The following is a 12,624-nucleotide window of genomic DNA, read 5'->3' on the forward strand; positions in this document are numbered from 1 at the left end:
TCCTCCTAAGTTGGATGTTGCTTGTTATGTTGTGCCGGACAGTGAGCTCTAAGCGGATCAGTCCCGGTTCCAGAGTCCCCGGAGAATGGCCCATCTGGGCTTGCCGTCCTGGAGTTTGGCCTCCACCAGCGCCAGCGGTTCGTCGTCGGGACCGAGCAGCATGGCCTGGTCGCCGATTTCACCCGCAAGCATGGCGTCCGGCTGATCGTTCACCGGCAGCCAGGACCCGTTCATGACGAGTCCGGCCAGCGGTTCGGTCAACCGGAACCTGGGCCAGTGGGGCAGGGTGTCCTTTAAGGGGATCACCCGTTCCGGAAACAGTTCCGGATTCTCCAGGACGTCCTCCAGGGAATAAGCCTGTTCGAGCCGGAAAGGCTCGCTGGCTTCCCTGACCAGGCTGGTCAGCGCCGCGCCGCACCCCATTCGAATCCCCAAGCTGTGGACCAGGGATCGTATGTAGGTGCCCGCGGAACAACTGACCCTGAATGCCGCCTCGGGCGGATTCACGTCCAGCGCTTCCACATGAGAAATAACAATGGGCTTTGTTTTGACCGGTGTTTCCAGGCCTTCGCGGGCCAGGGCGTACAGCGGCTTACCCTTGTATTTGGCAGCCGAATAGGCAGGAACTTCCTGCTCTGTCAACTCTTTCCAATACAAAATTTCACGTTCGACATCGCCGGCGGTCGCCTCGACCGGGCTCTCCTTGAGCACTTCTCCTTGAATATCAAGAGTGTCTGTGGTTATTCCGAGCCGAAACGTGCCGGAATAGGTCTTGGTCCCGCCGGTCAGGTACGGCGCAAGCTTGGTGCCGTTGCCGAGCAGGACCAGGAGCACGCCCTGGGCCATGGGGTCCAGGGTCCCGCCGTGGCCGATCTTGAACTGCTTGAGGCGGTGCTTGATGTCGTTCAGGCAGTCGGCCGAAGTCGGTCCGGACGGCTTGTTCAGGATGAGCAGTCCGTCGAGCTGTTCGGCGCTGCGTTTGTTGCGTCTGCGTCCCATCTAGGCGAGCTCCAGCTTGTCGGCCACGGCCCGGATGAGCAGCGCTTTGGCCTCGGCAAGGGGGGCGCTGATGGACCCGCCCGCCGCGTTCTTGTGTCCGCCGCCGCCGAACGTCGCGGCCACCTGCTGGACGTTGTCGTCGCCGAACGAGCGCAGGCTGAACTTGTAGAAGTCCGGCCCTTCCTCGCGCAGGATGGCGGCCACGCGCACGGTCTTGAGCTTGCGCAGGAAATTGATCAGGTTTTCGGTGTCCGCGTTGGAGGTGCCGGTGCGGGCGAACATCTCTTTGGTGATCACCGTGGCGCAGACCCGCTTGTCCAGGAAGAGCTCCATGGCGCCCATGGCCTCGGTCCACAGCTTCATGCGGTTCTCGGACCACTGCTTGGTGATGCGCTCGTTCATCAGGGCGATGTCCAGCCCGTCGCGGAGCATGTTCGCCGCCAGCTCCAGGGTCTCCGGGGTGGTGTTGCCGTAGGTGAAGAAGCCGGTGTCCGTGGCCACGGCCAGGTAGACGCACTCGGCCAGGGGCCCGATCAAGGGCGCGCGGAGGGCGTCCGCAAGCAGGGCGACCATGTTGCCCACCGCGGGCTGGGACGCGTCCACCCAGTTGACCGCGCCGAACTCGTCGTTGCCCAGGTGGTGGTCGATGTTGACGAAATTTGTCTCACCCGCGCGGGCGGACAGGGCTTCGCCCATGCGTTCGCCGCTGCCGCAGTCCAGGACGAAGGTCCATTGGGGCAGGGTCTCGGGCAGCTCGCGCTCGACGGGCGCGGGCGCGTCGATGAAGGCGTAGCGGGAGGGCAGGCCGGACGGATTGTACAGGCGGACCTTCTTGCCCAGGCCGGCCAGGACATGGCCCAAGGCGCAGATGGAGCCGATGGCGTCGCCGTCCGGGCTGTAGTGCGAGGCGACCAGGAACTCGTCGTGGTCGCGGATGATCTCGCTAATCCGTCGGATGGGATTTTCCATAGACCACGTCCTCGAGGAATTCATCGAACTGGAAGCGCAGTTCCGGGGTGTATTGCAGCTTCAGGATGCGCCCGAGCCGGGAGCGGAGGAAGCCGGTGGCCTTCTCCAGGCCCGCCTGGACCTCCTTGCGGTGTTCCGCGTCGCCGGACACGGTGTAGAAAATCTCGGCGATGCGCAGGTTGGCGTTCATGCGCACGCCGGACAGGGTGACGAGATTCAGGCGCGGGTCGGCCGCCTCCTCCACGAGCAGGGTGCCTATCTCGCGCATGATCTGGTCGCCCATGCGGACGGCGCGTCTGGAGCCGGATGCTTTCATTGCCTTGTCCTCTACTCGGTATCCGAGAAAATTTCCGTGTTGCAGCGGGTCAGTTCCGCCGGGGAGATGGCTTCCACCATGGCCAGGGCCTTGGACAGGGTGCTTTCCACCCGGGCCGATTCGTTGGCTGTGGTGACCACGGCCAGGACCAGCTTCTCGTGCACGTCCAGGGCGTCGACCTCGGCCACGGAAACGTTGAACTTGTTCCGCAGTTTCTGCTTCAGGCTGAGGGAGACCTTGCGCTTGCCCTTGAGGGAGCGGTTGCCGTGGAGCCTGAACTCGAGGTGGAGAACGCCGATGATCATGCCGATCCCCTAAAATAAACACGGGCGGCCCATTGTGCAATGAGCCGCCCGCGATTTTCCATTCGTTATGCTAGTCGATGGTACGGGCGACTTCCTTGGTCTCGAAGACCTCGATGGTGTCGCCGACCTTGACGTCGTTGAACTTCTCCAGGCCGATGCCGCATTCGTAGCCCTTGGCCACTTCGCGGACGTCGTCCTTCTCGCGGCGCAGGGACGCGATCTGGCCGGTGTAGATGACCACGCCGTCGCGCAGCAGGCGGACCTTGCCGCCCCTGGTGATCTTGCCGTCGGCAGCGAAGCAGCCGGCGATCATGCCGACCTTGGGCACGCTGAAGGTGGCGCGCACCTCGGCCTGGCCCAGGTAGACCTCTTCGATGTCCGGGGCGAGCATGCCGCTCATGGCGTCCTTCACTTCCTGCACCAGCTTGTAGATGATGTCGTAGAAGCGGATTTCCACGCCTTCCTGCTCGGCGATCTGCTTGACCTTCAGGTTCGGACGCACGTTGAAGCCGATGATGATGGCCTCGGAGGCACCCGCCAGGAGGATGTCGGATTCGGTGATGGCCCCAGCGCCGCCGTGGACGACGCTGATCTTGACCTCGTCCGTGGACAGCTTGTTCAGGGCCTCGGTCACGGCTTCCAGCGAACCCTGCACGTCGGCCTTGAGCACCAGGTTCAGGGTCTGGGCCTCGTCGTTGGGCTTGGAGGCCAGGAAGGACTCCAGGGTGACCTTGGTCTTGGCGGACAGGATCTTCTCGCGCTGCTTCATGGCGCGGGACTGCGCGATGCGGCGGGCGACCTTCTCGTCGTCCACAACAAAGAGCTCGTCACCGGCCTCGGGCAGGCCGTCGAAGCCCTGGATCTCCACGGGCATGGCCGGTCCGGCGGATTTGATCTTCTTGCCCTGGTCGTTGAACATGGCCCGGACCTTGCCGAAGTGGATGCCGGACACGAAGCTGTCGCCCTGGTTCAGGGTGCCTTCGCTGATGAGCATGGTGCCCACCGGGCCGCGGCCCTTGTCCAGGCGCGCCTCGACGATGTGGCCCTGGGCGTGCTTGTCCGGGTTGGCCTTGAGCTCCATGACCTCGGCCTGGAGCAGGACCATTTCGAGCAGTTCGTCGATGCCCTGCTTCTGCTTGGCCGAGACGTGGGCGAAGATGGTGTCGCCGCCCCAGTCCTCGGGAGCCAGGCCGAGTTCGGCCAGCTCGCGCTTGACGTTGTCCGGGTTGGCCCCTTCCTTGTCCATCTTGTTCACGGCCACCACGATGGGTACGCCGGCCGCCTTGGAGTGGGAGATGGCCTCGCGGGTCTGGTCCATGACGCCGTCGTCGGCGGCGACCACCAGGATGACGATGTCGGTCACCTGGGCGCCGCGCATGCGCATGGTCGTGAACGCCTCGTGGCCGGGGGTGTCCAGGAAGACGATTTCGCCCCGGTTGGTCTGGACGTGGTACGCGCCGATGTGCTGGGTGATGCCGCCCGCCTCGCCGTCCGTCACGTTGGACATGCGGATGGCGTCGAGCAGGGAGGTCTTGCCGTGGTCGACGTGGCCCATGATGGTCACGACCGGGGGACGCGGCTTGAGATCCTCGTCCTTGTCCGACTCGGTGGGGGTCAGGAATTCCTGCTCGTCAAAGGAGACGTTCTCCACCTCGTAGCCGAACTCGCCGGCCAGCAGGGAGGCGGTGTCCAGGTCGAGCGACTGGTTGATGGTCGCCATGACGCCCATGCCGAACAGGGCCTTGATCAGGTCCTGGGCCTTGATGCCCATCTGGTGGGCCATGTCGGCGAGACGGATGGCCTCGTCGAACTTGATCTTGCGTTTGGCCGCCTTCATGGGCTGCGCCTGGTTCTGTTCCGGCTGCATCATCTGCTGCTGTCCGCGACGGCCCTTTTTCTTGCGGCCCTTGCGGCCCTGCGGGAAATTGGAGTCGTTGTACAGCTTGTTGGTATGATCCTGGCCGCCGTCGGTGGTGAATTCCACCACGCGGCGGTCCTTCTTGCCTTTTTTCTTCTTGCTGCGGCCATCGCCCGCGGACGGATCCGGGACCGGGCTCGGCGCGCCGCCGGGACCGGGACGCCCACCGGGACGCGGGCCGCCTGGACGGGCGGCAGCAGGGCGTGCGGCACCGGGGCGTCCACCGGGGCGTCCGCCGGGACGGCGTTCGGGCTGGGCCATCTTGGCCGCTTCGCGGGCCTGCACCTCGGCCTCGGTGGGCATGGAGATGATCTTGACCTTGGGGGCCTCGGGCTCGCGCTTCTTCTTTTTCTTCTTTTTGGCCTCGCCCTTGTCCGCTTCGGACTCGGCGACCTCGGCCTCTTCGGAGACGGCCTCTTCCGGGGCCTCCTCGACAGCGGCTTCGGGCTCGGAAACGGCCACGGGTTCGGAAACGGCTTCCGGTTCGGGTGCGGCTTCGGGTTCGGGCTGGGCTTCGGCAGGCGCGGGTTCGGGAGCGGCCTCTGCAGCCACAGCTTCACCGGCCGGGGCCTGTTCGGCCTCGGCGGCTTCCGCTTCGGGGGCCTCTTGGGGCTCCTCCACGGCGGGCTTGATGATCTTGACCTTGGGCGCGGCCTTGCGCGGGGCCGCCTTGGGGGCGGGCTCCTGCTCGGGCTCGGCGGCGGGCGCTTCGGCTTCCTGTTCGGCGGGCGCGACTTCGGGCGCACCGGTCTCCGGGACGGACTCCTCCGGCTCCTCGGCCGATTCCTCGACCTCGGGCTCGGCGGCCTCCTCCCTGGGAGCCTTGGCCTTCTTGCGCCTGCGCCGGATGATGACACCGGATTCGCCCACGCGGCGGACTTCTTTCTTGCCGCCGCCTTTCTTCAATTCCGCCTTGAGGCGGTCCACATCTTCGTCTTCCACGACGGTCTTCTGGCTTTTCGCCTGAACGCCGATCTCACGAAGCTGCTGAATGATCTCCTTGTTGCTGAGACCAAGCTCAGCAGCCAAGTCTTCTACCCGAACCTTCGCCGTCATCTAATCACCTCGCACGTTTCTTCATCAGGCCCAAGATCATCTTGGGGAATCGCTCCCCGCACCGAGCCTGGCCGCATACGTAATATCCGCGTCCCGGCCTGTTCATGGCCGGGTCCGGCACCGGGCTTGCGTCCGGTCCGCTCAAATCCTCCGGGCTCACGTACCGCGTCAGTTCCGCTTTCGGGAACCTGTTGCGGCAGACGACGCACATGCGTTCGGGACTGTGCCCCTTTTCGGACATGCGTCGTCTCCGTCCGGAGTCTATTGTTTGTCCTCGCCCTCGGCGGGAGTCTCAGTTTCCGTTTCGGTCTCGGCAGCCTCGTCGACCTCTTCCTCGGCTTCCTCGGCTTCCTCGACCGCTTCCACGGTTTCGGCGACCTCTTCCTCGACGGTTTCCGTCTCGGGTTCGTCAGCCTCGGACTCGCTCAATTCGGCCTCCAGGCCGGGGGCGAGCATGTTCACCGCCAGGCGGATGTCGCCGATCTTGGACTCGGTCATGCCCCGGATGCCCATCAGCTCCTCGTCCGTAGCCTGGACGATGGACTCGAGGGATTCGAAGCCCGCGCTGAAGAAGCTCTCCATGGGGACCTCGGCCACGCTGGCGATCTGGTCCATGCCCTTGCGGGCGGCGTTGAGCTCGCCGTACCGGGATTCCGTGAAAATGTCTATTTTCCAGCCCAGGAGCTTGGCGGCCAGCTTGACGTTCTGCCCCTTGCGGCCGATGGCCAGGGTCAGCTGATCGTCGGGGCAGACCACTTCCAACGCTTCCTCTTCGTCGTCCACGGTGATCCGGGAGATCAGGGCCGGGGACAGGGCGTGCTGGGCGTACATGGCGATGTCCGGAGACCAGACCACGATGTCGATGCGCTCGCCCTTAAGTTCCTGGACCACGTTCTGGATGCGGGAGCCTCGGATGCCGACGCAGGCGCCGACTGGGTCCACGTCGCGGTCGCGGGACATGACGGCCACCTTGGCGCGCAGGCCCGGGTCGCGGGCCACGCCCATGATCTTGACCGTGCCGTCGGCCACCTCGGGCACCTCGCGCTTGAACAGCTCGATCATGTAGTCCGGATGGGACCGGGACACGACAACCTGCGGTCCGCGCGACTCCTTCAATACATCTATGATATATGCCTGCACCCGGTCGCCGCGCTTGTAGCGCTCTCTGGGAATCTGTTCTTCCTTGGGAAGCAATGCCTCGGTCCGGCCGAGGTTGATGATCCAGCCGGTGCGGTCGCGGCGCTGGATGATGCCGCTGGCGATCTCGGACACGCGGTCCTTGTACTCTTCGTAAATGATTTCCTGCTCGGCGTCGCGCATGCGCTGGATGATGACCTGCTTGGCCGACTGCGCGGCGATGCGGCCAAGGTCCTCGACCTTGACCGGGAAGCCCATCTCGTCGTCCAACTGGGCGTTGGGGTCGTGGGCCACGGCGTCCTCGATCGCGATTTCGCTGACCGGGTCGTGCACCTCGTCAACGACCACCTTGAACTCGAAGACCTCGATCTCGCCGAGCTCCTCGTTGAAGGCCACCTCGATGTCCATGGTCTCGCCGTATTTACGGGCCACGGCCGAACGGACCGCCTCTTCAAGGGTGTCGATCAGCAGGTCGCGGTCGATACCCCTGTCCTTGCTAATCTGGTCGATGGCTCTTTTCAGCTCCGACATGATAAACCTCCGCTTGTGCCGGTCGGGGCCTTTCCCCTCCGGCAGTGATATCTGCTAAAACTCGTGGACCAGGGTGATCTTCTTGATGGCGGTCCAGTCGAAGTCCACGGCCTGGTCGTCCACGGTCACGGTGACGGTGTCGCCCGCGACCGAGGCCAGCGCGCCTTTGAACTTGCGGCGGTCGCCCATGGGCTCGAAGAGCAGGACGTCGACCGTGCGGCCGACATAGTCGGCCAGCTGGGCCGGGGCGAAGAAGATGCGCTCCAGGCCGGGCGACGATACCTCGAGCACGAATGCGCCGGGAATGACGTCCTCGACTTCGAGCATGAGTCCCACCTGGCGGCTGACCTCGGCACACTGGTCGATGGTCACCCCGCCGGGGGCGTCGATGTATATGCGAACAACGCGCTTCTTGCCCGAAGAAGGGGAGCTCAGTCCCCAAAAGACATAGCCGAGGTTTTCCACCTCGGGCCGGATCATGTCCGACAACATTTCTTCGAAAGTCTGACGCATCGCTCTGATTCTCCCGCCGGACCGGAAAGCCGGTCCGGCAAATAAAAAAGGTGAGCCCGAGCTCACCTACGCGAACCCCGCAGGGTTCTTTTATTGAACCCTGCGAAAGGCTGTTGGAGCGGGTGACGGGGGTCGAACCCGCGACACCAAGCTTGGGAAGCTTGTACTCTACCAACTGAGCTACACCCGCTTGGAAACGAGCCTATTTATACATATATACCCAGGTTGTCAACAACCATCGTGAAGGTTCTCGCCGGGGGCCGAAATTCTCCTCCGCGCATTGGCATGCATAGTGCAATTCCCCGTTCGAACAGGAGGATCGCCCTATGCGGGACAGTACACAAAGCGCCATTTTCGGGGCTTTATCCAATGAATTGAGGATGTCATCCATCGCCAATAATTTGGCGAACGTGAACACGTCGGCCTTCAAGAAAGACAAGCTGGCCTTTCACGACACCTTTGTTCGCTTTGCCCACGACTACCTGGTGGATGAGAGAACCTACCTCCGCGGCGAGAAGTTGTTCCCCGAGGGGCACATCATGGCCAAGGCGCGTCTGTCGGCCCAGCAGGCCGATCTCTCCCAGGGCAGCCTGCAGGGCACGGGCAACCAGCTCGATTTCGCCCTGTCCGGGCCGGGGTTCTTCTCCATCCAGGGCGACGCCGAGATGCTCTACACCCGGGCCGGGAACTTCGTCACCGACGCGGACGGGATGCTCCGGACCGTGGACGGGAATCCGGTCATGGTCGACGGCGGTCCGCTGGTCATCCCGCAGGGAGGGCGCGTCCAGGTGGACGGCGAGGGCAACCTCATGGTCAACGGCGAGCCCGCCGGGTCGTTCGACCTGGTGGATTTCCCGGACCCGACCCAACTCGAACGGGTGGGCTCCAACAGCTACCGCGGACTGGACGGCGCGGCCGGTGTGCCGCCCGAAGACGTGACCGTGGCCCAGGGGTTCATCGAGAAGTCCAACGTGGAAGTGGTCACCGAGATGGTTTCCATGATCGAAACGCAGCGGGCTTTCACCATGTATACCAAGATGATCCAGGCCGACAACGAACTGGATACCAAATTGATCACCCAGGTGGGGCGTCCCACCGTTTAGCCTAGGAGGCTTTCACCATGATGCGTTCACTGTGGACTTCCGCCACCGGCATGATCGCCATGCAGACCCAAATCGACACCCTGTCGAACAACCTGGCCAACGTCTCCACCACGGGCTTCAAGAAGAGCCGTGCGGAGTTCGAGGACCTCATGTACCAGACGCTGAAAGTGGCCGGCACCCAGAACCCGGACGGCACCCGGACGCCCGTGGGCATGCAGGTCGGCATGGGCGTGCGCCCCGTGTCCGTGCACAAGTTCTTCACCCAGGGCGATTTCCAGAACACCGGCAACCCGCTGGACATGGCCATCGAGGGCGGCGGCTTTTTCCAGGTCATGATGAACGATGAAGAGGTCTATACCCGCGACGGTTCCTTCGAGCTGGATGACCAGGGCCGCGTGGTCACGGCCGCAGGCTATCCGCTGCAGCCCGAGTTCACCGTGCCGCCCGAGACATCCAGCGTGTCCATTTCCGAAACCGGGACCATCTCCGCCCTGGACAAGGACGGCACCGTGCTGGCCACGGCGGACATCGACCTCTATCGGTTCCAGAACCCGGCCGGGCTCATTGCCGCCGGGCGGAACTTCTACCGCGAGAGCGAGGCCTCGGGCGCGGCCGTGGCCGGGACCCCCGGCGACGATAACTTCGGGACCATCGCCCAGGGATTCCTGGAGGGGTCCAACGTGGAGATGGTGGACGAGATGGTCGGCCTGATCGTGGGCCAGCGCGCCTTCGAGATCAACTCCAAGGCCATCACCACCTCGGACGGCCTGTTGCAGACGGCCATCAACATCAAGCGATAGCGGCGGATGGGGAGATCTCACCGCAAGGCAGGTTCATGACTATGTGGAGCAAGCTCAATCAGCGCATCAACAAGGGCGGCGCGGCCCGGTACGCCCTGGCGGCGGCCCTGGCCCTGGTCCTGCTGTCCGTGCCCGTTCTGACCGGCGCGGCCAAGGGAAACCGGTGGAAGGGGCTGGTCAGGAACGTGGCCTGCGTCAAAGGGGCGGACGTCCTACTGGGCGAGATCGCGGACCCGGTGGACGAGGCGGCCCGGAGCCAGTGGCCGACGCTCTCGACCATCAAGCTGTGGAAGGCCTCGGACCGCCAGGGCCACGTGGTCACCGTGCCGCGCGACAAATTGGCCAAGGTCCTCAAATATTACATGGGCGACCTGGCCGGAAATCTGGCCCTGCCGAGCCAGCTGACAGTGCAGACCGGCGGCCGGGTGGTCGACGAGGCCGAGCTCAAGTCCCGTATCGTCGCCTTTTTGACGCCTCGGGCCAAGGACCTTGGCGGCGACGTGAAGTTCAAGACGCTCCAGATGCCGCGTTACGTATTTTTCCCGAATGATTACGACAAGTTGGTCATCAGCATGAGCGACGACCTCGAGCCCGGCCGCAACGAGATCATCCTGAGCGGCATGACCCCGGACGGCAAGGTGGTATCCCGCCGTTCCGCCGTGGTCTTCGCCGACGTGTGGAAGGCCGTGCCCGTGGCTTCCCGTCCCCTGAACCGCATGGAGCGGGTGACCCGCGAGAAGGTCTCCTTCAGGCGCATGAACATGGCCTACAACCGGGACGTCTGGGACGGCACGGGCGGACCGTGGCGCATGGCCCGGACCCTGGGCCGGGGCCAGGTCTTCACCATGTCCCACCTGGAGCCGGTGCCGCTGGTCGAGCGGGGCGAGATGGTCACCCTGGTCTACAACGGGCACAGCATCCGGCTGTCGGTCAAGGCCGAGGCCATGGGCGAGGCCGGAGTGGGGCAGCAGGTGGAAGTCCGCAACACGCAGAGCAACAAGATCATCCTGGCGACCGTCGTGGACGGTGAGACCGTGATGGTCCGTTAGATAAGGAGCATCGTCATGAGACGCTATTTTCTGATGGTCATGGCCGTCATCCTGCTGGCTTCGGGTTGCGCCCGGAAGTATGAGGACGAGCCCATGCCCGTGCTCACCCCGCCCGCCTACGAGGAGCAGGACCCGGCGTCCAACCCCGGTTCCCTGTACGACACCAACCGGTCCGAGTTCCTGTACGACGACAACCGCGCCAGCCGCGTGGGCGACATCGTCCTGGTCCAGGTGGAGGAGACCGCGACCACCAAGATCAAGTCCGAGACCACGGCCGACAAGTCCAACGACATCGACACCTCGGTAACGGCCGTGCCGACCACCGGGCTCATCGGCAACATCCCCCTGGCCGAGACCATGGGGGCCAAGGCCGGCATCGGCATCAAGGCCAACCAGAAGTCGGAGTTCGCGGGCACCGGCGAGACCAAGCAGGAGTCCAACTTCGAGGCCACAGTGGCCACGCGCATCGTGCGCAGGCTGCCGGGCAACATTCTGCAGGTGGAGGGGGCGCGCCGCATCCGGGTCAACAACGAGACCCAGTTCCTGGTGGTCCGCGGCCTGATTCGCCAGCGCGACATCTCGTCGACCAACACCATCCCGTCCACCAGCCTGGCCGAAGCCCAGATCGAGATCTACGGCCAGGGCGTGCTGGCGGACAAGCAGCGCCCCGGCTGGCTGTCGCGCATCCTGGACAACATCTTTCCCTTCTAGCCTGAACGGCTGGGCAACATAGTGAAGAAATTGAAGAAGAGGTTCGAGGAGTGAACGACATGATCCTGAATGAACGCATTGACCACGTGGACCCCGGCGAAGCGGCGCGGACATTGGTCCTGGCGGCCCTGTTCGCCGCGCTGGTCCTGTATCTGGCCTTCGTGCTCGCCCCGGGCGAGGCCCGGGCGGCCCGGCTCAAGGACATCGCCAGCTTCAGCGGGGTGCGCACCAACGAACTGGTGGGCTACGGCCTGGTGGTCGGCCTGGCCGGCACGGGCGACGGCACGTCGAGCACGTTCACCATGCGTTCCATGTCCAACATGCTCGAGAAGATGGGCGTGGAGGCCGATCCCGACAAGCTCAAGCCCAAGAACGTGGCCGCGGTCATGGTCACGGCCAAGATGCCGGTCTCGGCCAAGCCCGGCTCCAACCTGGACATCACGGTTTCGTCCCTGGGCGACGCCAAGTCCCTGCTCGGCGGAGTCCTGCTGATCACCCCACTGAAGGGGCTGGACGGCCGGGTCTACGCCGTGGGCCAGGGCTCCCTGACCATCGGCGGCTTCACCGTGGGCGGACAGGCGGCCGACGCCCAGAAGAACATCCCCACCGTGGGGCGCATCCCCAACGGCGCGGTGGTGGAGCGCAGCGTGCCGTTCAAGTTCAACAACCAGGATCACATGACCGTGAACCTGGAAGTGCGCGACTTCGGCACGACCATGCAGGTGGTCAACAAGATCAACGCCAGCATGGGCGGCCAGTTCGCCAAGGCCAAGGACATTTCGACCATCGACCTGGAGCTGCCCGACCGGTTCAGGGGCAACATGGTCCCGCTGATGGCCTCCCTGGAGGATCTGGACATCTCGCCCGACGGCAAGGCCAAGGTCGTGGTCGACGAGAAGACCGGCACCGTGGTGCTTGGCCAGGATGTGCGGTTGAGCCGCGTGGCCGTGGCCCACGGCAACCTGCAGATCGTGGTCTCCGAGACCCAGCAGGTCAGCCAGCCCGGCCCATTCTCGGACGGCGAGACCGTGGTCACGCCCCAGACCGACATCCAGGTCCAGGAGCAGAACAACCAGCTGATGCTCATGGAGGGCGCCACCCTGCAGGAGCTGGTGGACGGCCTGAACTCCATCGGCGCGACCCCGCGCGACCTCATTTCCATCATCCGCACCCTCAAGGCGGCGGGCTCCCTGCACGCCGACGTGGAGGTTATCTAG

The 12,624-nt window shown here is 64.4% G+C and carries 13 protein-coding genes and 1 tRNA gene; 5 read left to right on the forward strand and 9 right to left on the reverse strand.

All coding sequences use genetic code 11. The features are described 5' to 3' along the window. Positions 1–57: 57 nt before the first annotated feature. From truB to ACR42D_RS06890, 9 genes are all read right to left on the reverse strand, one after another. Complete coding sequence (gene truB, locus ACR42D_RS06850; protein WP_484566088.1) at positions 58–999, reverse strand: tRNA pseudouridine(55) synthase TruB; 942 nt, start codon at positions 997–999, stop codon at positions 58–60. Next, positions 1,000–1,968, reverse strand: coding sequence for a DHH family phosphoesterase (locus ACR42D_RS06855; RefSeq protein ID WP_484566089.1), 969 nt, complete (start codon positions 1,966–1,968; stop codon positions 1,000–1,002). Then, complete coding sequence (gene rbfA, locus ACR42D_RS06860; RefSeq protein WP_428593359.1) at positions 1,943–2,284, reverse strand: 30S ribosome-binding factor RbfA; 342 nt, start codon at positions 2,282–2,284, stop codon at positions 1,943–1,945. The genes ACR42D_RS06855 and rbfA overlap by 26 nt, the downstream gene beginning before the upstream one ends. Positions 2,285–2,295: 11 nt before the next feature. Next, the gene (locus ACR42D_RS06865) at positions 2,296–2,589 is read right to left on the reverse strand and encodes a DUF503 domain-containing protein (RefSeq protein ID WP_371384853.1); all 294 of its coding nucleotides are present in this window, start codon (positions 2,587–2,589) and stop codon (positions 2,296–2,298) included. A gap of 70 nt (positions 2,590–2,659) precedes the next feature. Continuing rightward, on the reverse strand, positions 2,660–5,563 hold the full coding sequence (gene infB / locus ACR42D_RS06870) for a translation initiation factor IF-2 (RefSeq protein WP_484566090.1): 2,904 nt from the start codon (positions 5,561–5,563) through the stop codon (positions 2,660–2,662). Positions 5,564–5,567: 4 nt separating this feature from the next. Further along, positions 5,568–5,804, reverse strand: coding sequence for a YlxR family protein (locus ACR42D_RS06875; protein ID WP_484566091.1), 237 nt, complete (start codon positions 5,802–5,804; stop codon positions 5,568–5,570). 20 nt (positions 5,805–5,824) lie between these two features. Beyond that, positions 5,825–7,231: a transcription termination factor NusA gene (gene nusA, locus ACR42D_RS06880; RefSeq protein ID WP_484566092.1), complete on the reverse strand. Its 1,407-nt coding sequence runs from the start codon at positions 7,229–7,231 to the stop codon at positions 5,825–5,827. Between the two features lie 54 nt (positions 7,232–7,285). Then, positions 7,286–7,744: a ribosome maturation factor RimP gene (locus ACR42D_RS06885; RefSeq protein ID WP_484566093.1), complete on the reverse strand. Its 459-nt coding sequence runs from the start codon at positions 7,742–7,744 to the stop codon at positions 7,286–7,288. A gap of 114 nt (positions 7,745–7,858) precedes the next feature. After that, positions 7,859–7,934 (reverse strand) — tRNA-Gly (locus ACR42D_RS06890). 136 nt (positions 7,935–8,070) lie between these two features. Here ACR42D_RS06890 and ACR42D_RS06895 point away from each other — a divergent pair. From ACR42D_RS06895 to ACR42D_RS06915, 5 genes are read left to right on the forward strand one after another with little or no spacing between them, the layout of a single operon-like run. After that, positions 8,071–8,847, forward strand: coding sequence for a flagellar hook-basal body protein (locus ACR42D_RS06895; RefSeq protein ID WP_484566094.1), 777 nt, complete (start codon positions 8,071–8,073; stop codon positions 8,845–8,847). Positions 8,848–8,864: 17 nt separating this feature from the next. Then, positions 8,865–9,647 carry a flagellar basal-body rod protein FlgG gene (flgG, locus tag ACR42D_RS06900; RefSeq protein ID WP_484566095.1) on the forward strand — a complete coding sequence of 261 codons (783 nt, stop codon included), beginning with the start codon at positions 8,865–8,867 and terminating at the stop codon, positions 9,645–9,647. A gap of 35 nt (positions 9,648–9,682) precedes the next feature. Beyond that, on the forward strand, positions 9,683–10,696 hold the full coding sequence (flgA, locus tag ACR42D_RS06905) for a flagellar basal body P-ring formation chaperone FlgA (RefSeq protein WP_484566096.1): 1,014 nt from the start codon (positions 9,683–9,685) through the stop codon (positions 10,694–10,696). A gap of 15 nt (positions 10,697–10,711) precedes the next feature. Continuing rightward, complete coding sequence (locus ACR42D_RS06910) at positions 10,712–11,407, forward strand: flagellar basal body L-ring protein FlgH (protein ID WP_484566097.1); 696 nt, start codon at positions 10,712–10,714, stop codon at positions 11,405–11,407. A 59-nt stretch (positions 11,408–11,466) separates the two neighbouring features. After that, entirely contained in the window at positions 11,467–12,624 is a 1,158-nt protein-coding gene (locus ACR42D_RS06915; protein ID WP_484566098.1) for a flagellar basal body P-ring protein FlgI, read from the forward strand.

The organism is Pseudodesulfovibrio sp. lm2024 (genome assembly GCF_051175575.1).
GTDB classification, from domain to species: domain Bacteria; phylum Desulfobacterota; class Desulfovibrionia; order Desulfovibrionales; family Desulfovibrionaceae; genus Pseudodesulfovibrio; species Pseudodesulfovibrio caledoniensis.